The organism is Bosea sp. PAMC 26642 (assembly GCF_001562255.1).
In the GTDB taxonomy this organism is placed as follows: Bacteria; Pseudomonadota; Alphaproteobacteria; order Rhizobiales; family Beijerinckiaceae; genus Allobosea.
Genome location: NZ_CP014301.1, coordinates 1,615,188 through 1,637,508, shown reverse-complemented (window position 1 = coordinate 1,637,508; position 22,321 = coordinate 1,615,188). Strand labels below are relative to the sequence as shown.

General features: G+C 64.7%; 22 protein-coding genes and 1 tRNA gene. 12 read left to right on the top strand and 11 right to left on the bottom strand.

What is annotated here, in order from left to right; genetic code table 11:
* The first annotated feature begins 31 nt into the window (after positions 1–31).
* Complete coding sequence (locus tag AXW83_RS07665; RefSeq protein WP_066612043.1) at positions 32–2,851, top strand: valine--tRNA ligase; 2,820 nt, start codon at positions 32–34, stop codon at positions 2,849–2,851.
* A 163-nt stretch (positions 2,852–3,014) separates the two neighbouring features.
* Here the strand turns inward: AXW83_RS07665 and AXW83_RS07660 are convergent, their stop codons facing one another.
* Positions 3,015–4,091, bottom strand: coding sequence for a malate/lactate/ureidoglycolate dehydrogenase (locus AXW83_RS07660; protein WP_066612042.1), 1,077 nt, complete (start codon positions 4,089–4,091; stop codon positions 3,015–3,017).
* Positions 4,092–4,270: 179 nt separating this feature from the next.
* Between AXW83_RS07660 and AXW83_RS07655 the strand changes: the two genes are divergently transcribed.
* Together AXW83_RS07655 and AXW83_RS07650 are read left to right on the top strand one after the other, a co-directional pair.
* Positions 4,271–4,663: a HesB/IscA family protein gene (locus AXW83_RS07655; RefSeq protein ID WP_066612040.1), complete on the top strand. Its 393-nt coding sequence runs from the start codon at positions 4,271–4,273 to the stop codon at positions 4,661–4,663.
* An 8-nt stretch (positions 4,664–4,671) separates the two neighbouring features.
* Entirely contained in the window at positions 4,672–5,031 is a 360-nt protein-coding gene (locus AXW83_RS07650) for a TfoX/Sxy family protein (protein ID WP_066612037.1), read from the top strand.
* Here the strand turns inward: AXW83_RS07650 and AXW83_RS07645 are convergent.
* Both AXW83_RS07645 and AXW83_RS07640 read right to left on the bottom strand, forming a co-directional pair.
* Positions 4,991–6,058 carry a GGDEF domain-containing protein gene (locus AXW83_RS07645; protein ID WP_066612036.1) on the bottom strand — a complete coding sequence of 356 codons (1,068 nt, stop codon included), beginning with the start codon at positions 6,056–6,058 and terminating at the stop codon, positions 4,991–4,993. The two genes, AXW83_RS07650 and AXW83_RS07645, sit on opposite strands and share 41 nt — an antisense overlap.
* A gap of 178 nt (positions 6,059–6,236) precedes the next feature.
* Positions 6,237–7,811: a DEAD/DEAH box helicase gene (locus AXW83_RS07640; RefSeq protein WP_066612035.1), complete on the bottom strand. Its 1,575-nt coding sequence runs from the start codon at positions 7,809–7,811 to the stop codon at positions 6,237–6,239.
* Between the two features lie 161 nt (positions 7,812–7,972).
* On the opposite strand from AXW83_RS07640, the gene AXW83_RS07635 reads away from it, so the two are divergent.
* Complete coding sequence (locus AXW83_RS07635; protein ID WP_066612034.1) at positions 7,973–8,668, top strand: alpha/beta fold hydrolase; 696 nt, start codon at positions 7,973–7,975, stop codon at positions 8,666–8,668.
* Between the two features lie 11 nt (positions 8,669–8,679).
* Here AXW83_RS07635 and AXW83_RS07630 read toward each other — a convergent pair whose 3' ends face one another.
* Both AXW83_RS07630 and parE read right to left on the bottom strand, forming a co-directional pair.
* A complete protein-coding gene (locus AXW83_RS07630; RefSeq protein ID WP_066612032.1) occupies positions 8,680–8,940 on the bottom strand; it encodes a hypothetical protein in 261 nt (86 codons plus the stop codon).
* Positions 8,941–9,048: 108 nt separating this feature from the next.
* Positions 9,049–11,187: a DNA topoisomerase IV subunit B gene (parE, locus tag AXW83_RS07625; protein WP_082767003.1), complete on the bottom strand. Its 2,139-nt coding sequence runs from the start codon at positions 11,185–11,187 to the stop codon at positions 9,049–9,051.
* Positions 11,188–11,486: 299 nt separating this feature from the next.
* Between parE and AXW83_RS27490 the strand changes: the two genes are divergently transcribed.
* Positions 11,487–11,657, top strand: a complete 171-nt coding sequence (locus AXW83_RS27490) for a hypothetical protein (protein WP_168166072.1) — start codon at positions 11,487–11,489, stop codon at positions 11,655–11,657.
* A gap of 70 nt (positions 11,658–11,727) precedes the next feature.
* The gene (locus tag AXW83_RS07620; RefSeq protein WP_066612030.1) at positions 11,728–12,948 is read left to right on the top strand and encodes a glycosyltransferase family 4 protein; all 1,221 of its coding nucleotides are present in this window, start codon (positions 11,728–11,730) and stop codon (positions 12,946–12,948) included.
* Positions 12,949–12,953: 5 nt separating this feature from the next.
* Here AXW83_RS07620 and AXW83_RS07615 read toward each other — a convergent pair whose 3' ends face one another.
* A complete protein-coding gene (locus AXW83_RS07615; RefSeq protein WP_168166071.1) occupies positions 12,954–13,754 on the bottom strand; it encodes an FkbM family methyltransferase in 801 nt (266 codons plus the stop codon).
* Between AXW83_RS07615 and AXW83_RS27010 the strand changes: the two genes are divergently transcribed.
* Positions 13,744–14,067: a hypothetical protein gene (locus AXW83_RS27010; protein WP_168166070.1), complete on the top strand. Its 324-nt coding sequence runs from the start codon at positions 13,744–13,746 to the stop codon at positions 14,065–14,067. The genes AXW83_RS07615 and AXW83_RS27010 overlap by 11 nt on opposite strands.
* A 207-nt stretch (positions 14,068–14,274) precedes the next feature.
* On the opposite strand, the gene glnA is transcribed toward AXW83_RS27010, so the two are convergent.
* Together glnA and AXW83_RS07605 are read right to left on the bottom strand one after the other, a co-directional pair.
* Positions 14,275–15,684: a type I glutamate--ammonia ligase gene (gene glnA, locus AXW83_RS07610; RefSeq protein WP_066612026.1), complete on the bottom strand. Its 1,410-nt coding sequence runs from the start codon at positions 15,682–15,684 to the stop codon at positions 14,275–14,277.
* 95 nt (positions 15,685–15,779) lie between these two features.
* Positions 15,780–16,118, bottom strand: a complete 339-nt coding sequence (locus AXW83_RS07605; RefSeq protein WP_066620066.1) for a P-II family nitrogen regulator — start codon at positions 16,116–16,118, stop codon at positions 15,780–15,782.
* A 336-nt stretch (positions 16,119–16,454) separates the two neighbouring features.
* Here AXW83_RS07605 and AXW83_RS07600 point away from each other — a divergent pair, with 336 nt between their 5' ends.
* Entirely contained in the window at positions 16,455–17,990 is a 1,536-nt protein-coding gene (locus AXW83_RS07600) for an NAD(P)H-hydrate dehydratase (protein ID WP_335339342.1), read from the top strand.
* A 34-nt stretch (positions 17,991–18,024) separates the two neighbouring features.
* On the opposite strand, the gene AXW83_RS07595 is transcribed toward AXW83_RS07600, so the two are convergent.
* Both AXW83_RS07595 and AXW83_RS07590 read right to left on the bottom strand, forming a co-directional pair.
* Complete coding sequence (locus AXW83_RS07595; protein ID WP_066612022.1) at positions 18,025–18,564, bottom strand: PRC-barrel domain-containing protein; 540 nt, start codon at positions 18,562–18,564, stop codon at positions 18,025–18,027.
* A gap of 163 nt (positions 18,565–18,727) precedes the next feature.
* The gene (locus tag AXW83_RS07590) at positions 18,728–18,910 is read right to left on the bottom strand and encodes a hypothetical protein (protein WP_066612021.1); all 183 of its coding nucleotides are present in this window, start codon (positions 18,908–18,910) and stop codon (positions 18,728–18,730) included.
* A gap of 188 nt (positions 18,911–19,098) precedes the next feature.
* Here AXW83_RS07590 and AXW83_RS07585 point away from each other — a divergent pair, with 188 nt between their 5' ends.
* Positions 19,099–19,377, top strand: a complete 279-nt coding sequence (locus AXW83_RS07585) for a hypothetical protein (RefSeq protein WP_156639859.1) — start codon at positions 19,099–19,101, stop codon at positions 19,375–19,377.
* A gap of 21 nt (positions 19,378–19,398) precedes the next feature.
* On the opposite strand, the gene AXW83_RS07580 is transcribed toward AXW83_RS07585, so the two are convergent.
* Positions 19,399–19,473, bottom strand: a tRNA-Lys gene (locus tag AXW83_RS07580).
* 101 nt (positions 19,474–19,574) lie between these two features.
* On the opposite strand from AXW83_RS07580, the gene AXW83_RS07575 reads away from it, so the two are divergent.
* The 3 genes from AXW83_RS07575 to pdhA all read left to right on the top strand — a co-directional run bounded on the left by AXW83_RS07575 (position 19,575) and on the right by pdhA (position 22,316).
* Complete coding sequence (locus tag AXW83_RS07575) at positions 19,575–20,672, top strand: hypothetical protein (RefSeq protein WP_156639857.1); 1,098 nt, start codon at positions 19,575–19,577, stop codon at positions 20,670–20,672.
* A gap of 94 nt (positions 20,673–20,766) precedes the next feature.
* Complete coding sequence (locus AXW83_RS07570; RefSeq protein WP_236841856.1) at positions 20,767–21,042, top strand: FtsB family cell division protein; 276 nt, start codon at positions 20,767–20,769, stop codon at positions 21,040–21,042.
* Between the two features lie 173 nt (positions 21,043–21,215).
* The gene (gene pdhA / locus AXW83_RS07565; protein WP_082767000.1) at positions 21,216–22,316 is read left to right on the top strand and encodes a pyruvate dehydrogenase (acetyl-transferring) E1 component subunit alpha; all 1,101 of its coding nucleotides are present in this window, start codon (positions 21,216–21,218) and stop codon (positions 22,314–22,316) included.
* Positions 22,317–22,321 lie beyond the last annotated feature (5 nt).

Genomic DNA, 22,321 nt, shown 5'->3' with positions numbered 1-22,321 from the left:
GTCCCCGGCCGTTTTGCGTTCGAGCGAAGCGATGATGGACAAGACATTCGAGCCGGCGACCGTCGAGGCACGCGTCAGCGCCGCGTGGGAGAGGGCCGAGGCCTTCAAGGCCGGGCGCGGGGCTGCGCCCGGGGCCGAGCCCTATTGCATCGTGATCCCACCGCCCAACGTCACCGGTTCGCTGCATATGGGCCACGCGCTCAACAACACGCTGCAGGACGCATTGTGCCGCTTCGAGCGAATGCGCGGCAAGGACGTGCTCTGGCAGCCGGGAACCGACCATGCAGGCATCGCGACGCAGATGGTGGTCGAGCGCAGGCTCGCAGCCGAGAACAAGACCGACCGCCGGACGATGGGCCGCGAGGCCTTCCTCGAGGAGGTCTGGCGCTGGAAGGAGGAATCCGGGGGGACGATCGTCAACCAGTTGAAGCGGCTCGGCGCTTCCTGCGATTGGTCACGCGAGCGTTTCACCATGGATGAGGGCCTGAGCCAGTCCGTCGTCAAGGTCTTCGTCGCCCTGCACAGGCAGGGGCTGATCTATCGTGCCAAGCGCCTGGTCAATTGGGATCCAAAGTTCCAGACCGCGATTTCGGACCTCGAAGTCGTCCAGGTCGAAAAGCTCGGCTCGTTCAAATGGCAGCGCGGCGGGGAAGAGGCGTTCGATGCCGCCAAGCTCGACAAGGTCCTGAACAAGGATCCGAACGGGCATCTCTACTATTTCAACTATCCCCTCGAAGGTACGGTGTACGATGCCGACGACGCCTCGACCTTCATCACCGTAGCGACGACTCGGCCGGAGACGATGCTGGGCGACACCGGCGTCGCGGTCCATCCCGAGAACGATACGCTCGGCCATCTGATCGGCCGCAACGTCGTCCTGCCGCTGGTCGGTCGCGTCATTCCGATCTTCGGCGACGATTACGCCGACCCTGAGAAGGGCACGGGTGCGGTCAAGATCACGCCGGCTCATGATTTCAATGATTTCGAGGTCGGTCGGCGTCACAAGCTGCGCATCGTCAATATGCTGGACGGCGAAGCTCATATCCTGCTTCAAGACAATGACGACTTCGCCGGCGACGGCCCGCTGGAGGCCGGGACGCTCGCATTGAACGGGCTCGACCGCTTCGCCGCACGCAAGGCCATCGTCGCGATGATGGCGGAGCGAGGATATCTCGCGAAGATCGAGCCTCATGGTCACACCGTGCCGCATGGCGACCGCTCGGACGTCGTGATCGAGCCCTGGCTGACCGACCAGTGGTATGTCGACGTCAAGCCCATGGCGCAGCGTGCCCTGAAGGCCGTCCGGGACGGCCGGACGAAGATCACTCCGGAGAGCTGGAACAAGGTCTATTTCGACTGGCTCGAGAACATCGAACCCTGGTGCGTCTCGCGCCAGCTCTGGTGGGGGCACCAGATTCCGGTCTGGTACGGACCCGACGGCGAGGTCTTCGTTGCCGAGTCGGAAGCCGCGGCACAGGCGCAGGCTCTCGGTCATTATGGCGGGACGGTCGCGCTGATCCGCGACGAAGACGTGCTCGACACATGGTTTTCGTCGGCGCTGTGGCCGTTCTCGACTCTCGGCTGGCCCGAGGAGACGTCGGAGCTGAAGCGCTACTATCCGACTGCGACGCTCGTCACCGCCTTCGACATCATCTTCTTCTGGGTTGCCCGGATGATGATGATGGGCCTGAACTTCATGGACGAGGTGCCGTTCAAGGACGTGTACATCCACGCCATCGTTCGCGACGAGAAGGGCGCGAAGATGTCGAAGTCGAAGGGCAACGTCATCGATCCGCTGGTCCTGATCGACCAGTATGGGGCCGATGCGCTGCGCTTCACGCTTGCCGCCATGGCGGCGCAGGGACGCGACATCAAACTCTCTACCGCGCGTGTCGAGGGCTATCGCAACTTCGCGACCAAGATCTGGAACGCGGCGCGCTTCGCCGAACTGAACGGCTGTGCTCGAGTCGAGGGCTTCGATCCTGCGTCCGTGAAGCAACCGCTCAACCGCTGGATACTGAGCGAGGCGGCGCGCGCGGCGGACGAGATCGCGGCCGGAATCCCGAGCTTCAGGTTCAACGAGGCGGCAGGCGCGGCCTATCGCTTCGTCTGGGGCCAGTTCTGCGACTGGTATCTCGAACTGGCGAAGCCGGTCCTGCAAGGCGAGGGTGTCGATCCGGCCGAGAAGGCGGAGACACAGGCGACGGTCGCGCATGTCATCGACCTGATCTGCCAACTGCTGCACCCGTTCATGCCGTTCCTGACCGAGGAGCTTTGGGCGCAAAAGGCAGGTGAGGGGGCTCCGCGCTCGCTCGCTGCCGGCGACGATGCGCTGGTCTGCCTGACACGCTGGCCCGAGCTTGCGGCGCTGAAGGACGAGGCGGCGGAGGCCGAGATCGGTTTCGTCGTCGATCTGATTTCCGATATTCGCTCGGTGCGCTCGGAGATCAATGTCCCGGCCGGAACGCAGGCGCCACTGGTGCTGGTCAACGCTTCGCCCGCGACGCGAGCGACGATCGAGAGCTGGCGGCCGATGATCGAGCGGCTGGCGCGCATCTCGGAAATCGCCTTCGAGGAGACGCCGCCGGCCCAGTCGGCACAGATCATCGTGCGCGGCGAGGTCGCGGCCCTGCCCTTGGCAGGCATCATCGACCTCGACGTCGAGCGGTCCCGCCTGATCAAGGAAATGGCCAAGCTCGACCAGGATATCGCTGTCGTCGACAAGAAGCTGGGCAATCCCGATTTCATGGCGCGCGCGCCCGAGGAGGTCGTTGAAGAGAACCGCGAGCGCAAAGCGGCGGCGGAAGCACGCAAGATCAAGATCGCAGAGGCGCTGGCGCGGCTGTCTTGACGGTTTTATCTTTTCCAACACACCGCCGTCATCCCGGACGAAGCGAAGCGAAGATCCGGGATCCATCGTAGGGAACAACAGCGCTCTATGATGGATCCCGGATCTGCGCCGCTATGCGGCTTGTCCGGGATGACGGCGGTGTTTCCGCGGCAAATCATCAAGCTCAGTCGAAACTCTCGGCATCGATGCCGAAGCGCTTTGCGGCGGCCGTAATCTGCGACCAGGTCTCGTCGTCGAGCGGGATGCCGTTCCGCTGGCGCTCAACGCGCGTTGCGCGCTCCTTGTCACCGGGCACCAGCACCGGGTTGGCCTCCTCCTGCGGCTTTGCTGCCCGCACGAAGGCGAGATAGCTCTCGATCCGGCTTTTGCGTAGCGCCTCGTCCGGCTCCAGCCGGGCGGGGTCGATCAGGATGCCGAAGAGCGAGTTGATGATCCAGCTCTTCTGCGGCTTCTGGTCGATACGGGCCGCTCCCATCAGGCCGGCCGATAGCAGTTCGACGATCAGCGAGAGACCGGCGCCCTTGTGGTCTCCGAACGGCAGCAGCGCACCAAGCGGAAGGTCCGGAATGGCGTGCTGGAAGACGTGCCTGGGCTCCGTCGTGGGGCGGCCTTCGCCATCGATGATGTAGCCCGGCGGCACCTGCTCGCCCTTGTTGAACGCGACGCGGGCCTTGCCATGCGCCATCCGGCTCGTGGCGAAATCCAGAATGATCGGGTCACCACCGGGCAGCGGTATGCCGATCGCATGAGGATTGGTGCCGAAGCGCGCTTCCTTGGCCGCATGGGGGGCGACGATCGGCGGGCGGCCGGCGACGTTGACCCAGAACAGCGAGATCAGCCCGGCCTGCGCTGCGACTTCGGCATAATGGCCGATGCGGCCGATGTGGTGGGCGTCGAGAAGATTCAGGATGGCGACGCCGCCTGCCTTCGCCATCGGAACGGCGCGCTCGACCGCGTTGCGAGCCGTCGGCTGGCCGAGCGAGACCTGCGCATCGACGATCAGAAACGGTGCAGCGTCCAGCCTGTCGCTGGGTGCGGAAGTCGGCGACAGGTTCCCATCGGCCAGGGACTGGAAATAAAGCGGGATCATGCCGACGCCATGGCTGTCATGGCCGCTGAGATTGGCCAGCACCAGATGGTCGGCGGTTTCTTGAGCCTCAGCGTCGGTCCAGCCAGCTTTGGCGACCATCTCGCGAACAAGGGCGCGGAGCGCTTCGGGGCGGTGCAGCCGGTAGGTCATGAGTTTTTCGTCGTTGGTTTCGAGGCCGCCAGAGTGCATGACCCGCCAAGTCATGCAAGGCGCGCAGGCCGAGAGGGGTTGCGCGTGGCGGCATCTCGACGCCGGGTTCGTCAATCCTTATGTTAGGCGATGCAATCTTGCTTCACCGGACCTTGAATCCGGTCGGGGAGGGACAACAGATGTTTTCGATTCCGGGCTTCAAGGTCGTGTCGCTGACCGATGGTGCCGCCGCGCGCATTCGCGAGATCATGGCGCACTCGGCGTCGGATGTGGCCGCCCCTGCACTCGGCTTGCGCGTCGGCGTCAAGAAGGGTGGCTGTGCGGGTATGGAATACACCTTCGAAGTCGCGCACGAAACGGCCAAGGGCGACGAGGTCGTCACGGAGAAGGGCGCGACCGTGATCGTCGATGCCAAGGCCGTCCTGTTCCTGCTCGGCACCGAACTCGATTTCAAGACCGACCGCTTTTCCTCGACCTTCGTCTTCAACAATCCCAATCAGGTTTCTGCCTGCGGTTGCGGCGAATCAGTCGAGATCAAGCCGCAGGCCGAAAGTGCGCTCGCGGCGCATTGAGCGCGGCGATGGACGCCGACGGTATCCGCGAGGTTTTCGCGGAGATCATGCCGGTTCGGGTGCGCCGTATGTTCGGCGGCCACGGCATCTATGACGGCGAGACCATGTTTGCGCTGGAAGCCGGCGGCGAGATTTACCTGAAGGTCGATACGCAAACCGAGAGCCACTTCGTGGCAGTCGGAGCTGCGCCTTTCACCTACAGCCGGAACGGCGAGCCATTCGCGATGAGCTACTGGCGGCTGCCGGATGAGGCGTTCGACGATGGAGAAGCGCTGCGCGCCTGGACCGCGCTTGCCCTGGCTGCGGCCCGGCGCGTCGTGCGGCCGGTCAGGCGACGCGCCTCGCCAGTTCGAGCGCGTCTTCCGTGACGGTGCGGTTGCGGCCGTCGCGCTTGGCCTGCATCAGGGACTGATCGGCACGATCCACCAGCGAACTTGCAGTATCGCCCCGATGATAACTGGCAACGCCCAGCGAAATGGTGATGCGTCCTAGATTCTCGTTCGTGGAGCGTTTGATCAGCTCTCGCGTCAGCAGCGCCTGACGCACGGTCTCGGCACCAAACTTGCCGGCGATGAGATCGGCTTCCGGCAGGATGATGGCGAATTCCTCGCCGCCGAAGCGTGTGATCACCGCCTTGTCCTTGAATTTGTCCTTCATGGTTCGCGCCACGAGTCGCAGAACCTGGTCGCCGGTGAGATGGCCATGGGCGTCGTTGAACTTCTTGAAGAAGTCGATATCGGCCATCACCAGTGCAAAGGGCTCGCGGCGAAGTGTGGCCTGATCGATCGATTTCTGCAGCATTTCTTCGAAATGGCGGCGGTTGGCGAGTCCGGTCAGCGGATCGGTCAGCGCTTCGGCACGGGTCGATTCGAGCGCTTCGCGCAGATTGCGGATTTCGTTGGCACTGTCGCGCAGTTGCGTCTCGAGCTGGGTCTTGCGGATGACCTCCTCGCGGGTCGACATGACCAGCGCTTCGACCCATTCGCGCAGCTTCTGCCGGTCGGCGGGCTGGGGCACGTCGTCCGACATCGCGGTCAGGCGGCCATGATAGCGCTCGCTGGAATTGAGTGACTGATCGACCAGGCTCATCAGGCTGTCGATCTCGCCCAGTACCTGCAGGCTGGTGCGTTCGGTCTGGCGTGCCAGCCGCTCCGTGCCGATGAAGCGCTCGTAGAGGCTGTCGATGTCGGCTGCGCCGACCTTGCCGCCTTCGCTGCCGGTGATGATGGCGTTCATCGCCATGCTCACGGCGGGCATTTCACCGCTCAGATGCGCGTACCAGACCTCGAAGGCGCGGGGATAGCTCGGAGAACCATGCACGCGCATTGCGGCAACGACACTGTCGGCAAGGTCGTATGCCGGGGACGTACTCTGCGCTTCTTCGCTCATCGCCATCGACAATCCGGACAGGAAGCCGATTCATGGCGTCAACCATGACAGCTTCGATCGTGAATCGAAGCGGGACATCCTGTCCGTCTCAACGGCGGCATGCGCCCGTTCGCGGCCGCAATCCGATTGCAACCGCGCGAGCATTCTGCCGAGGACGGGTTAAGATCAGGTTGATGACCCTGCGTCAGCCGACGCGGACGGGCCTCAGCAGGAAGGCAGGGACGTGGTCGCCAAGGCCCTTGACCTTCGGGCCATCGTCGTCGTCGCGACGGCGGGGCTCATGCGTGCGCTCGGGCCGCGGGGGACGGGTCTCGGGCGCGGGTGCCTTCGTCCTGGCAGCACGCGGCTCGGGTGTCTGCTCGGGCTTGGCGGCTGGCGCCGCGGCGACCTCGCCACGGATCTTGGTCCTGGTCGGTCCGTCCGCCTTGGCGCGGCGACGACGTGGCGCGGCCTCCTCCTCGGACGCAGGACGCTCGACCTTGACCGCGCGCGTCGGGGTCTCGGGCTCGGCACGGGGCCCACGCTCGGGGCGCCCGCGGCCGCGCTCGCCGCCACGCGCCGGGCGGCGCTCGTCACCGCGCCCGCCTCTGCCGCCAGAGCGCTCCTCGCGCGGCGCACCGGGCGGAAGCGTGTCGATGCCGCCGCCTTCCCAGGCGATGGGCTGGCCCATCAGCTTCTCGATGGCGGCAACCAGTTTCTCGTCATGACGGGTGACGATGGTGAAGGATGCGCCTTCGCGACCGGCGCGGCCGGTCCGGCCGATGCGGTGGACGTAATCCTCGGCATGGGTCGGCACGTCGTAGTTGAAGACGTGGCTGACGGCGGGGATGTCGAGGCCGCGCGCAGCGACGTCGCTGGCCACCAGGATCGGCATCTCGCCGGTGCGGAAGGATTCGAGCGCGGCCATGCGGGCATACTGGTCCATGTCGCCGTGGAGCGACACGGCGGGAAGACCATGCGACTGCAGCGATTTGTGCAGGGTCGCGACATCGCGCTTGCGGTTGCAGAAGACGATCGCGTTCTGCAGGTCCTTGGCGTCCTTGATCAACTTGCGCAGCGTATCGCGCTTCTCGAAATCCTGTCCGTTCGAGGCGATCAGACGCTGGGTAATCGTGGTCGCGGCGGTGGCCGGGCGCGAAGCCTCGATGCGGACCGGATTGTGCAGGAACTGCTCGCTGATGCGCGTGATCTCGGGTGGCATCGTCGCGGTGAAGAACAACGTCTGGCGTGTGAAGGGCACCAGCTTGCAGACCCGCTCGATGTCGGGGATGAAGCCCATGTCGAGCATCCGGTCGGCCTCGTCGATGACGAGGAGTTCGACGCCGGTCAGCAGCAGCTTGCCACGTTCGACATGGTCGAGCAGGCGGCCCGGCGTCGCGATCAGCACATCGACGCCCCGCGTGATCTTGGCATCCTGGTCGCCGAAGGAGACGCCGCCGATCAGCAGCGCAACTGAGAGCTTCTGGTTGACGCCGTAGCGCGAGAAATTCTCCTCGACCTGGGCAGCAAGCTCGCGGGTCGGTTCCAGGATCAGGGTGCGCGGCATACGCGCTCTGGCGCGGCCGTTCTCCAGTATCGTCAGCATCGGGAGGGTAAAGGCCGCGGTCTTGCCGGTGCCGGTCTGGGCGATGCCGAGAACGTCGCGACGGGCCAGGACATGGGGGATGGCCTGGGCCTGGATGGGGGTGGGCGTGGTGTAGCCTGCGGTCGTGACGGCCGTCAGAACCTTTTCGCTCAGGCCGAGTTCGGCAAATGACATAGAGTGTTGCGCTTCTTCAAGGGTCGGTTACTCGTGGCGGGATGACCTATCAACCGGCACGGTGGCGCGACATCTCTTTCCAGCGCGCCTTCGGACCCTCGTGCAATGCAGAAAAAGCGCGGCGAAGTCAATAAACCAGCGAACTGCGAGGGATACCCGCCATGACGGAAGCGCTCGTGCTGGTCCCGGGCCTGAATTGCTCGGCTGCGCTCTATGGCCCGCAATGGCCGCATCTGGCACATGGACGTTCGATACTGGTCGCCGACCATACGAGCGACGAGACGCTGGAAGGTATCGCCGCGCGGCTGCTGGCGGCGGCGCCTGACCGTTTTGCGCTCTGCGGCCTGTCGATGGGCGGCTATATCGCCTTCGAGGTGATGCGCCAGGCGCCGGAGCGGGTGATGCGGCTTACCCTGCTCAACACCAGTGCCAAGCCCGCCACGCCGGAGACCAATGGGCCGCGGGAGCAGATGATCGCGCTGGCGCAGAAGGGCGCTTTCGACAACGTCACCACGCTGCTCTGGCAAAAGCTTGTCGCGCCGGACCGGCTCGCCGACGAGTCCCTGCGGCTGACTGTGCGGGCGATGGCGGACGACGTCGGCGCGGAAGGCTTCGTGCGCCAGCAACGCGCGATCATGGGCCGGCCGGATTCGCGGCCGGGATTGGCGACGATCGCGGTGCCGACGCTGGTGCTGGTCGGCGAGGAGGACGCGCTGACGCCGCCGACCGAGGCGCGCGAGATCGTTCAGGGGATCGGAGCCAATGCCAAGCTTGTCATCGTTCCCGGCTGTGGTCATCTCTCGACGCTGGAGGCGCCTGATGCGGTAACGCGGGAACTGCTTCGCTGGTTGGGCTGAGGGCTGAGGGCTCAGCGCTGGACGACGCAGGGGTCGAGTTTGGTCTCGTTGGCGCGTTTCAGGATCGAGCCTGTGACGAGGGGGTCGATGGCCTGGCCCCGGGACGCTGCCGAGGCGACCTGGCCCAGACGCTCCTGATCGAGATTGGTTGTCCGGCTCGAGACGAAATTGGCGGCGACGACCGAGAGAAAGGCGATCGCGGCTCCGGCCTTGGCGATGTCGGCGACCATGGTGCCGCGCTCGTTCTTCCAGAACAGTTCGATCAGCCGCATCGGGCGCTCCATCCTTGTCGGGCGCAAGCCGGTCCCTGCGTCACCATGCGGCCTGGGCAGTAAAGGGATGGTTAGCGAAGCGTTGCGGTGGCGGCAGGACCCGCTGCCTCACAGATCGATCAGTTCGCCGGCGAAGGCTGCCCGCTCCTGGATGAAGATGAAGCGCGCCTCGGGCTTGTTGCCCATCAGCCGCTCGACCGTGTCCGAGGTCTCGTCGCGGGCCTCGTGATCGACCATGACCTTGAGCAGGATGCGTTTCGCCGGGTCCATCGTGGTCTCCTTGAGCTCGGCCGGCATCATCTCGCCGAGACCCTTGAAGCGGCCGATCTCGGGCTTCTTGCCCTTGAAGACCGTAGCCATCAGCTCGTCCTTATGGGCGTCGTTGCGCGCATAGATGCTCTTGCCGCCGTGGCGGAGCCGGTAGAGGGGCGGGATCGAGAGATAAAGATGCCCCTTCTCGATCAGGCGCGGCATCTGGCGCCAGAAGAAAGTCACCAGCAGCGAGGCGATATGGGCGCCATCGACATCGGCGTCGGTCATCACGATGACCTTTTCGTAGCGCAGGTCGTCCTCGCGAAACTGGGTGCCGATGCCGCAACCCAGCGCCAGGATCAGGTCGGCGAGCTGCTGGTTCTGGTTCATCTTCTCGCGCGTCGCATTGGCGACGTTGAGGATTTTCCCGCGCAGGGGAAGAATGGCCTGCGTCGCGCGGTTGCGCGCCTGCTTGGCGGAGCCGCCAGCCGAATCGCCCTCGACGATGAAGATTTCCGAGCCCGCCGCGCCGGCATTGCTGCAATCGGCGAGCTTGCCCGGCAGGCGCAGCTTGCGAGTGGCGGTCTTGCGCGAGACCTCCTTCTCGAGGCGGCGGCGCAGGCGCTCCTCGGCCCGGTCGACCGACCAGTCGAGCAGCTTCAATGCTTGTTGCGGCGCGGCGGCCAGCCAATGGTCGAATGCGTCGCGAACCGCGTTCTCGACGATGCGCGAGGCTTCAAGCGTCGCGAGCTTGTCCTTGGTCTGGCCCTGGAATTCAGGCTCTCGAATGAAGACCGAAAGCATGGCGGCGCAAGTCGCCATCACGTCGTCGGAGGTCACCTGCGCCATGCGCTTGGACTGGCCGATGCGCTCGGCGTGGTCGCGCAGACCCCGCAGCAGGGCGATCCTCAACCCGGCTTCATGGGTGCCGCCTTCGGGCGTCGGAATCGTGTTGCAATAGGAGGACGAGAAGCCGTCCTCGCCGGTTGCGAGCCAGGCGATCGCCCATTCGAGCGAGCCGTGGCTGCCCTCTTTCGTGATCTTGCCCGAGAAGATCGGTTCGGCGACGAGGTCCTTGCCCTCGATCTCGCGGCCGAGATAGTCGCGCAAGCCCCCCGGGAAACGGAACACGGCCTCGGCTGCTACATCGCCTTCGGGCTTCAGTAGGGCAGGGGCGCAGTGCCAGCGGATTTCGACGCCGCCGAAGAGATAGGCTTTCGAGCGCGCCATGCGGAACAGGCGTGACGGCACGAAGTGCGCGCCCTCGCCAAAGATCTGCGCGTCGGGATGGAAACGCACGCGGGTGCCACGCCGGTTGGCGACGGGGCCGACCGTCTCCAGCGGCCCCAGCGGCAGGCCACGCGAAAAATGCTGACGGTAGAGCGTCTTGCCGCGCGCGACCTCGACCTCGAGCGCGTCGGAGAGCGCATTGACGACCGAGACGCCGACGCCGTGCAGGCCGCCCGAGGTCTCATAAGCCTTGGAATCGAATTTTCCGCCGGCGTGCAACGTCGTCATGATGACTTCGAGCGCCGATTTTCCGGGGAATTTCGGGTGCGGGTCGACCGGGATGCCGCGGCCATTATCGGTGACGGCGATCGAGCCGTCATCGAGAATCTCGACATCGATGAAGGTGGCGTGGCCCGCCACCGCCTCGTCCATGGCGTTGTCGATCACCTCGGCGAAGAGATGGTGCAACGCGCGCTCGTCGGTTCCGCCGATATACATGCCCGGACGGCGGCGGACCGGCTCCAACCCTTCCAGCACCTCGATGGCGGAGGCGTCGTAGCCGGCCTCCGACAAGGTGCCGTTGCGCGGCGGGGTCGGCGCGGCGGGCTGGGCAAGCCTCACCTCTGTCGAGACGGTGCCCGGCCGCCGGACGGCACCTGTGGCGGCGTCCGTTCTGGCCGGTGCCGGCCCTGGCGCGACAGCCCGCGGCACGGCGGCTGCCGGCCGCTCGGGGTCAGCGCCGAAAAGATCGCCGTTCTCCGCCATCGTGTCCGCAGGCCCCCTGATTCGCGACGACAAATCCTAGTGCAGATGCCACCATGACGCGCTGCGGCACTTCCTACAGCCAAGGGCATCGCGAGGAAACCCGCGAGGTCGAGATCCCGTCATCCCGCAGACATGCAGATTGGCTACTCAGTGCAATGGAATCGGACTTTCAGACCGTATCAACCTGCGCATCGGCGAAGGGCTGCGACGATCGAAGGGCTGGGCGGCAGGCGGCGGACTGCTATGATCGGTCGAAAACGGGGGAGGGTGTCGTGGCGTCTGGTCGTATTGTGCCAAGCATGAGAGTGGCGGGCCTGCAACGAGTCGCGCGCCTCGCGGGCGAAGCCTTCGGGCATGAGGAAGCGGCTGCGGTGCCAGGCTGGCGGCTTGCGGTCTTTACGCGCGCGCTTCTCGCTCCGATCCTGGGCGTCGCCGTCGCTTTGGCGGTGGTCATCCTGTCGCTTCGCTGAACGCGAACAGCGCCACTTACGTAAAAAATCAACGATTGCCTTTTACGCTTTTCGGCGGAGAATCTTCGCCATGCGCGTCGTCATCATCAGCGACTTTGCATCCGTCAACGGCGGCGCGGCCAAGGTCGCGATCGAAAGCGCCCGCGGCCTGGCCGAGGCGGGTGTCGATATCGTTCTGGCCTGCGGAATCGGACCGGTCTCGAACCGACTCGATCACCCGCGTATCCAGGTCGAGATGTTCCGCGGCGACGAGATCTGGAAGGTCGGCAGCAAGTTTGCGGCTGCTCGGCAGGGAATCTGGAATGCCCCGGCCCATGCCTTCCTGAGCGCGCTGCTGTCGCGCCAGCCGGCCGGAACGCTGGTGCATCTGCATCAATGGACCAAGGCCTTCAGCCCGGCCGCGATTGCGGCAGCTGGCGAGAGCGGGCTGCCCGTCGCGATCACCATGCACGACTATTTCTCGTTTTGTCCCGTAGGCGGCTATTTCGACTTCAAGGCCGGCGCACCCTGCAAGCGCCAGCCGATGTCAGTCGGCTGCATCGCAAGCAATTGCGACCGCGCATCCTATGCCCATAAGCTGGTGCGAGTCGCCCGGCAGTGGCGCTCAGACGAGGCGATGCGCAGCCTCAAGGCGCCGCTCTTCATCCATGTCAGCGAATTCGCACGGCGCTTCGCCGAACCCTTCCTGCCGAAGCAGGGGCGTCATGTCGTGGTCGAGAACATGATGGAAGCGCAGAAGAGCCCGCCAGTGGAGGTGGCGGGCAATAGCCATACGCTGTTTGTTGGACGGCTGACGCAGGAGAAGGGCGTGCTGCTGTTAGCTGAGGCGGCTTATAAGGCTGGGCTGCCTTTGCGTTTCGTCGGCGATGGAGAAAGCGATATCAAGGCACAGATCGTCAAGCTCAATCCAGCCGCCGAGATCACAGGCTGGCTTGACCCAAAAAGCTTGCTGCCCGAACTGCGCGCGGCTCGCTGCCTCGTTGCACCTTCGCTCTGGTACGAGACCGGGCCCCTGACGGTCGTCGAGGCCATGGCGCAGGGCGTTCCCGCAGTGTTGTCGCAGAGGACGGGCGCCGCCGGACGTGTTCGGGACGGCATCGACGGAGTTCTCCTGCCGTCGCTCGATGTCGGGGCCCTGACGGAGGCCTTGGTGGCCCTGCAAGACGACGCGTATGTCCGCAGGCTTGGTCTCGCGGCCTATGAGACCTACTGGGCCGACCCACCGACACTGGCGCGCCATCTCGAAATGCTGCGGCGCAGCTATGGCGCCACCGAGAGCCTGGCGGCCTAAAAAGCTCAGACGGGGAGCTTGGCCGTAGCCACGAGATTGACGGCATGGGTTGGAGCCGCGTCGACCTGTTCAAGCCAGCAGCGATGACCCCGTGCAAGCCGGACGAACTCCCGGACAAGGGGCGGCTGATTCTGCGCCGTGTGCTGCAGCGCGTAGAGACGGTCGTATCCGAAGCTCTGCAGAAGATGCCAGACCGGATTGCCGAGTTCGGCTGAATTGCTCTCGAAAGCGATAACCGGCCGCGCCTGGGTCAGGGTCAGCGCCAGCCCCTCGAACACGGATTGCTCGAAGCCTTCGACATCGCATTTGACGAAGGTGATCGCGGCTTCAAGCCCCAGTTCGGCAATGAGGCGGTCGCCATGCCGCACCGGCAAAGTCCGTTCGCCCGCCTCCTTGGCAAAGGTGCCGGTGCCGTCATTGCCGGCTTCATGAAACGAGAACGGTAGCTCCGCGTCACTGGTGCCGAGCCCGGCATCGACGACACGGACATTGCTGCATTCATTGAGGGTGAGATTGGCGCGCAGCACCGCGACCATATGGGGGTTGGGTTCGAAGCAGACGACGTGCTCGAACAGCCGTGACCAGATCACCGCGTGGTTGCCGATGTTGGCGCCGATGTCGAGGCAGGTGCCGCTGCCGAGACGGTGTTCGCGAATCAGCGCCGAGAGGCAGTCGAGTTCCTCACGCTCGTAAAGCCCGTTCGTCAGGACGGCGAGCCCGACATGCTCGTGCGGCACGACGGCAAGGCGCGGCGATGAGCCCCGCAAGCCGGCCCATTGACGCCGAACGAGTGCCTTGATCGCCAAATCCCTGATCCGAAACAGCGCGCCCAAACTTTTCCCCCACCTGTCCAGTGCAGCGACATGCCTTGGATATCGAATTTTTGACATCGTCGTCGTGGCCGATCCTGCGACGCCACCGCTTGCCGGTTTCACCAGCACGACGATCGGTGCTGCGATCGAAGCAGCACGCGTGGCCGGCAAGCCGCTGCAGGTTCGGCCGGGCAGCTATAGCGTCTCGAATATTGACATACTCACAACGAACGGTGCCGGTCGTGGCATCGAGGTCTATTGCCTGGCCGGAATCGCGCGATCGTCGCGGCGCCGTCGATCGGGCTGACGCCTCCGCTGGTCAGCTACAAGGCCGATCTGCTGTCGCAGACGGTCGGTTCCGGTTCGCAGATACTGATCGCGCATAATCGCGCATCCTGACCCATGATTCCTCACAACAAAAAACCGGGGCGTCGCCGCCCCGGTTGTCAAGGTGGATCGCGACCAGGTCGCGATCGGGAGGAAGCTCTGGGCGGCCGCTTGGCCAGCCGAAACCTCAGTAGGAATAGTACATGGCGAACTCGACCGGGTGCGGCGTCATTTCGAAACGCATCACGTCCTGCATCTTCAGTTCGATATAGCTCTCGATGAAGTCGTCGTTGAAGACGCCGCCGGCCTTGAGGTAGGCGTTGTCCTTCTTGAGATTGTCGAGCGCTTCGCGCAGCGATCCGCAGACGGTCGGGATCTTCTTCAACTCGCGCGGGGGCAGGTCGTAGAGATCCTTGTCCATGGCCGGGCCCGGATCGATCTTGTTGATGATCCCGTCGATGCCTGCCATCAGCAGAGCCGAGAAGGCGAGATAGGGGTTCGCCATCGGATCGGGGAAGCGGACCTCGACGCGCTTGGCCTTGGGCGAGTTCGTCCACGGAATACGGCAGGAGGCCGAGCGATTGCGGGCCGAATAGGCCAGCAGCACCGGAGCCTCATAGCCCGGGACGAGGCGCTTGTAGGAGTTCGTCGACGGGTTGGTGAAGGCGTTCAGCGACTTGGCGTGCTTGATGATGCCGCCGATATACCAGAGGCACTCCTGCGACAGGTCGGCATATTTGTTGCCGGCCATGATCGGCTTGCCGTTTTTCCAGATCGACTGGTGGACGTGCATGCCGGAGCCGTTGTCGCCGAAGATCGGCTTGGGCATGAAGGTCGCGGTCTTGCCGTAGCTCTGCGCGACGTTGTGGATCGCGTATTTGTAGACCTGCATCGTGTCGGCCATCAGCGTCAGCGTGTCGAACTTCAGGCCGAGCTCGTGCTGGGCGGAAGCGACCTCGTGGTGGTGCTTCTCGACCTTGGCGCCCATGGCAGCCATGGCAGCCAGCATCTCGCCGCGCATGTCCTGCGCCGAATCCTGCGGCGGGACGGGGAAATAGCCGCCCTTGGTCGCGATGCGGTGGCCGAGGTTGCCGCCTTCGTATTCGGTCATGCCGTTGGTCGGCAGCTCGACGTTGTCGAGCTTGAAGCCCGTGTTGTAGGGGTCGGCGGCGATCTTGACGTCGTCGAAGACGAAGAACTCGGCTTCTGGGCCGACATAGCAGGTGTCGCCGATGCCGGTCGATTTGAGATAGGCCTCGGCCTTCTTGGCCATGCCGCGGGGATCGCGGCCATAGGGCTCGCCAGTGGCGGGCTCGAGCACGTCACAGGTGATGACCATCGTGGCCGCCGAGAAGAACGGGTCCATGACCGCTGTCGTCGGGTCCGGCATCAGCAGCATGTCGGATTCGTTGATGGCCTTCCAGCCGGCGATCGAAGAGCCGTCGAACATCGTGCCTTCGGCGAAGATGTCCTCGTCGATCATCGTGATGTCGAACGTCACATGCTGCCACTTGCCGCGCGGGTCGGTGAAGCGGAAATCGACATATTTGACATCGTTGTCCTTGATCGCCTTGAGGACGTCCTTGGCGCTCTTCATCTCAGCATTCCTCTTGCAAGCAGTTTCTCAAACTTCGCTGATCCGCGGTGTGTCCAAACCACCGGGACGCTGAATTCTCGGGTGGGGATGCAGCCCTAGATCGCGTCCGCGCCGGTTTCGCCGGTACGGATACGGATCGCCCCCTCGACCGTCGATACAAAAATCTTGCCATCACCGATCCGACCGGTCTGGGCGGCCTTCTTGATCGCTTCGATGGCGGCTTCGACCATCTCGTCGGCAAGCACGATCTCGATCTTTACCTTGGGCAGGAAGTCGACGACATATTCGGCGCCGCGGTAGAGTTCGGTATGGCCCTTCTGGCGGCCGAAGCCCTTGGCCTCAAGCACCGTGATGCCCTGCAGGCCAACCTCCTGCAGCGCCTCTTTGACCTCGTCCAGCTTGAACGGCTTGATGATCGCTTCGATCTTTTTCATCGGCCGACCTGTTTCCCTTGCGCGTTGCCGGACCTGGGGCGATCGCCCGGTCCATTCATCAGCTTCATCGCCTCCGCTCCCGTTCTCCGGAGCCGCGGCGCGGCCGATCCAGAGGACGTGGAAGGCGATGAAGAACCCCGCCATTTCTGCTCATAGCATCGGCGCATTTTGCCCGCCATGAGGAAGGAGGGGCAGAGCAGCCCGATGATAAGGCAGGAAACGGCATATAAAATAAGCAAATGATCATTTCATAGCCATTCTATTGCGTTTCGCCATTCGCTTGTGGTTGTCGCTGCTGTCGCCGATGATGTTTGGATGGACTTGCCGGACAGGAATTTGCAAGCGCTTTTGACCGTTGCCGAGATGGCGGCCGCCGACCGCACCGCAATCGCGGCCGGCGTGCCGGCGAGTGTGCTGATGGAGCAGGCGGGGCGCGCCGTGGCCGATGCCGCGGGACGGAGGCTTAGGCCGGGCGATGCCGTGCTCGTGCTGTGCGGGCCGGGCGACAATGGCGGCGACGGCTTCGTGGCGGCTCGGGTCCTGCGAGAACGCGGCTTCGCCGTGACGCTGGCTGGCACGGCCAGGGGGCCTGCTACGTCGTCGGTCGCAGCAGAGATGACGGTGCGCTGGCTTGGGCCCGCCGAGTTGCTGGAGGCGGTCGATCTCAGCCGGTACGCCTTGGTCGTCGATGCGTTGTTCGGAGCAGGGCTCAGCCGTTCTTTGACGGGCCAGATCGCGGCCGCGGTTTGCCGCGTCAACGAGTCGGACGTGCCGGTACTGGCCGTCGATGTTCCTTCGGGAGTGTCGGGCGATAGCGGGCGTGTCGATGGCGTTGCGCTGCGCGCAGCCGAGACCGTGACGTTCTTTCGCCTGAAGCCGGGACATCTGCTCCAGCCCGGCCGGACGCTTTGCGGCACCGTCACGCTGGCTCAGATCGGGATTGCGCCGGAGGTCGCGTTTGCGGAGGCAAAGCCCCGCACTTTTCGCAATGGTCCGGCGCTGTGGCGTGCAACCTGGCCGCATCACAGTGCGGAAACGCACAAATTCCAGCGCGGCGCCGTGCTGGTGGCGGCTGGTGGTCTCGAGAGCGTGGGCGCGCCGCGCCTGAGCGCGCGATCGGCGCTTCGGATTGGGGCTGGGCTGGCCACAATCGCTTGCCGTCCCGAGGCGCTGGCAACTCATGCCGCACGCGGGCCAGACGCTCTCATGCAGCGACCGGTCGCCGACGCCCGGGCGCTGGATACGCTTCTGGGCGAGAAGCGCCTCGGAGCCGTGCTCGCCGGGCCGGCGCTGGGACTGGACGCACAGGCCAGAGCCATGCTGGCCAGCGTGCTGCGCAGCCGCGTGCCTGCGGTTCTCGACGCCGACGCGCTGACGCTGCTCGCCGCCAGGCCAAGGGCGCTGCGCCGCTCCGTCGCCGCGCGCGGCGCTCCTTGCGTGCTGACCCCGCATGAGGGCGAGTTCAAACGGCTGTTCGGAGAACGGCCCGAGATCGCCGATGCCAGCTCCAAGCTCGAGCGCGCCAGGCTCGCGGCGGCCGTGTCCGGTGCGGTCATCGTCCTCAAGGGATCCGACACCGTTATCGCCGCACCCGAGGGTGAGGCGGTGATCAATACCACCGGCTCTCCAGCCCTGGCGACGGCAGGGTCCGGCGACGTGCTCGCCGGGCTGATCGCGGGCCTGCTGGCGCAGGGTATGCCGGCATTCGAGGCCGCCTGTGCTGCGGTCTGGCTGCATGGCAAGGCGGGGGAGCATCTCGGGTTTGGACTGATCGCGGACGACCTCCCGGAGGCTATCCCTCGGTTGCTGTCGGAGATGGAGGATGCCGCGCAGTCAATCGGCCCGCCCTCATGCGAAGGCGGGCCGATCTGATCGTCTATCTATCCGGGATTTCAGCCTGACCGGGTCAGCGGGCGGCGTAGGTCACGGCGGGAGCCGAGGTCAGCTGGTCCTTGGTCATGGTGATCTTGCCATGGTCGGGATACATCTGCGGCGCCTTGGGGGCATTCGCAGGCGAAGCCGCGGGCGCCATACCGCCAGGCGCCGCCGTTCCGCCAGACGGCGCGGGGGCTGGCGCTGCGGCGGCCACCGGCTGGTCGCTCCAGCTTACCTGCTCGAAGGGGATGGCGACGTCCTTCGAGCCGATGCCGAGGAACCCGCCGACGCCAACGGTGACCATCTCGACCTTGCCCATCTTGTCGAACAGAATCTCGGTGACATCGCCGACCTTGTTGTTGTCGGGGCCGTAGATATCCACGCCCATCAGTTTAGACGCGCGCCACTTGCCCTGCCCGGCAAGGTTGTTTTCGGGTGACTTGGAGGTCTCCGTAGTGGGCGCAGGCGCGGCTCCCGGTGCGGCCGGCGATGGCGCGCTGGTCTGTGCGACAGCCGTCGCCGCAAGCATCGTGCAGCCGAGAAGACCGAATGCGATATGACGATTGAACATGACTTCCTCCTGTCGTCGCTGCGTTGAGCAGACTGCGAAATCAACTCGTCAGGAGTGACTTGGTTCGTCTCGATCCCTCAAAAATCCGCCTGTCGATGCTTGCTTGCGCTCGCTTTTTGCCCGCGTTCGGGTTGATGCCGGCCAGTCCGAGCCGGCCGACAGCTCATTCCAGAGCTTCGTCGCGCCGCAACTCGAAGGCGAGCATCGCTTCGGCGAGCGCCGCGATTTCGGCCTCGACATCGCGATGGAGTGCGGCGTCTCCGGCGGCCTTGGCGCTCAACTCCTCGGCGCGGCGCTGCGCGCGTTCATAATCTTCTTCGGTGTGGATCAAGATCGGTTCGCGCATGTTCGTCCCTCCAGCCTTGGCGTAGCACAGCATGATTCACCAGCGCCTGCCGGTCACTACCCGTGGACCGGTATCCGGTTCCGTTGGGCATCTTGCCGTTCTCAAGGATTTGGTAAGGCATCGCCATGCCTAATGACGATGCGGTGGATCTGAGGCCATTACGGAGTTCGGGAGCAAGGCGTCGTATCATGCCAAAGACCATGGTCGCGGCTCTGATCGGTGCCGGGCTCCTGATTCTGCTGCCCGGGCCATCGCAGGCCTTCTGGCAGCGCGGCCAGCTCAGCGCCTGTTCCGACGCGACCTCCGAGCTCGAGCGGATCCGCCTGCGCTGCTGGGAACTCGACCCCTACGCAACCACTCTGCCGTCGCCGGTCGGTCTCGATGGCGGCTTGCGCGATCGCCCCTTCGGGCATCGGTCGGGCGCTGGCGCGCCCTATCGCGGCCCTGTCGCCCGCCGCCTGGGATAACGTATCCGGGGTCGGCGGTCGTGGTGAGCGGGGTGGGTATCGAACCCACGACCACATGATTAAAAGTCACGTGCTCTACCACTGAGCTACCCGCCCTCACTGGGGCGCTGACATAGCAGGGCCGACAGTCGCGTCAATGTTGAAAACACCGCGCGCCCGTGCCAATCGACGCAGGTCGGCACGCAAGGGGAAGCACCATGGCTTCGCGCGGTGATCGGATCGCCGCGTCGTCATGGATGGTGTGGGTCCAGAGTTTCGCTCTCACCGCGGCGGTCGCGCTGACCCTGCTCGGCGGCTTTTCCTTGGCGGTCGATCCTTACGGCGCGCGCGTCGGGCCCGGCGATTCCCCGCGCCCGCTCGTCGATCTCAATCAGCGCTTCGTTTATCCCCAGCTCCTGCGCTCGCGCCGTTTCGACGCCGCGATCGTCGGTACCTCCACCATGCGATTGATCGACCCCCAGGTTCTGTCGAGCCGGGCTGCGATGCGGTTTGCCAACGTCGCCATGGATGCGGCGACGCCGTGGGAGCAGATGCGGATGGCTCTGCTCTTCGGCAGATCGGCGGACGCACCGAAAGCGCTCGTCTGGGGTATCGACCCGCTGTGGTGCGAGGCGGATGCGGACCACCCCCAGAAGCGTTTGACGGGCCGCCGTTTTCCCGATTGGCTGTATGACGGCAACCGTCTCAACGATCTCCAGAACCCGATCGAGCCACGCCTGCTCGAAAATGCTTGGCGGGTCGTGCTGCACCGCCTCGGCTACCCCCGGTCACGGTTCCGCGACGATGGTTTTGCAGTCTTCACGCCGCCCGAATCGCAATACGATCTCGCTCGGGCGCGGGCGCATATCTATGGCGATAGCGGCGCCGGCAGGGAGCCCAAACCGCTCGCCCGACCTGACGAAGTCACCGCCGCAGTCCGTGAAACGTGGACATTTCCGGCGCTGCATTGGCTCGAAACCACCTTGGCCAGTCTCCCTCCCGGCGCGACGAAGATCCTGGTCTTGCCACCGCGCCACATTGCGGCCCTGCCGCAGACCGGCTCGGCCGGCTGGCAGCAGTTCGAATCCTGCAAGGATTCGATACGCCAGATCGCCGCGCGGACGGCCCAGGCAACCGTGCTGGATTATGCCCGCGCCTCGCCGATGACGCAGGCAGACGAGAATTTCTGGGATGGGCTGCACTATCGCCTGCCGGTCGCGACCCGGCTCGAGCGCGACCTTTCCACCATGCTGACGTCCGGAAACCTCCTACCGGACGAATCCTTCGTGGTCACGCCTTCGCCGCGGCAGCCTTAACGAAGGTCCGCAGCTATTCGTTAACCTCGCAGAAACCACCCGGGCCTAGCCTCGTGACATGGTCATCCGTCGCGGCGTCAGATCCGTTTTCGTCATGCTCGCCCTCTACCTAGTGTCGGGCGGGGCGGTGTCGTATTTTCTGTTTCACGCCCAGCACGGCGCCCGCGGTCTCGAGGCGCGTGGCGGATTGCGCGACTCGCTCAAGGAGATGCGGGAGGAGCTTGCAACCCTGTCGGTGGAGCGGCGACAGTGGGAGCAGCGGTTGGCACTGGTTCGCGACGAAGCAGTCGATCGGGATCTGCTTGAGGAACATGCCAGGCACGTCCTCGGGCGGGTCCACAGGAACGATGTCATCCTGATGGGTCGTTGACCGTGAGCCGGCCATCAAAATAGTTCCGGACACGCCGATTAACTGAAATCCAGTTAATTGACAGAAATTGATTCATTTCAATAACTTAGACAATGCTGCATTGCGAGATGGCTCTCTCGCAAATGGTTTTGCGATCCTCTACAACTTCGGGAACTGTTCCTGGAGGATCGCCGATGGCCGTTGCCGCGCGCAAGACGAAAGCCCCCGCCACCAAAGCCGCGGCCAAGGCGCCGTCGAAGTCCGCTTCGGCGAAGTCCGGGGCCGACAAGGAGCCGTCCAAAGCGCTCAGCAACATGCCGGTCTTCAGCAAAGCCGAGGAACTGCACGCGTATAGCGAGATGCTGCTGATCCGCCGCTTCGAGGAAAAGGCCGGCCAGATGTACGGCATGGGTCTGATCGGCGGGTTCTGCCATCTCTATATCGGCCAGGAAGCCGTTGTCATCGGTATGCAGATGGCCTCCAAGGACGGCGACCAGACCATTACCGGCTATCGCGACCATGGCCATATGCTCGCCTGCGGCATGGAATCGCGCGGCGTGATGGCTGAGCTCACCGGCCGGCGCGGTGGCTACTCGCACGGCAAGGGCGGGTCCATGCACATGTTTTCGCGCGAGAAGAATTTCTACGGCGGCCACGGCATCGTCGGCGCGCAGGTCTCGCTCGGCACGGGCCTGGGCTTCGCCAACTGGTATCGCGAGGATGGGCGCGTCTCCTTCGCCTATTTCGGCGATGGCGCAGCCAATCAGGGCCAGGTCTATGAGAGCTTCAACATGGCCCAGCTCTGGAAGCTGCCGGTCGTGTTCGTGATCGAGAACAACCGCTACGCCATGGGAACCTCGGTTAGCCGCGCCTCGGCGCAGACCGATTTCTCCAAGCGCGGCCTCTCCTTCGGCATTCCCGGCGAGCAGGTCGACGGCATGGATGTGCGCGCCGTCCGGGAGGCCGCCACGCGTGCCATCGAACACGCCCGGACCGGCAAGGGCCCCTACATCCTGGAGATGCAGACCTACCGCTATCGCGGCCACTCGATGTCCGACCCGGCCAAGTACCGCTCCAAGGACGAGGTCCAGCGTATGCGCGAGGAGCACGATCCGATCGAGCAGGTGAGGGGGCGTCTCGTTCGTGAGCACAAGCTCGGCGAGGACGAGTTGAAGGCGATCGACGCCAAGGTTCGCGCGATGGTCAACGACGCCGCCGAATTCGCCACACATGATCCCGAGCCCGATCCGTCGGAACTCTGGACCGACATCACGCTGGAGACGGCGCGCGCCTGATCCGG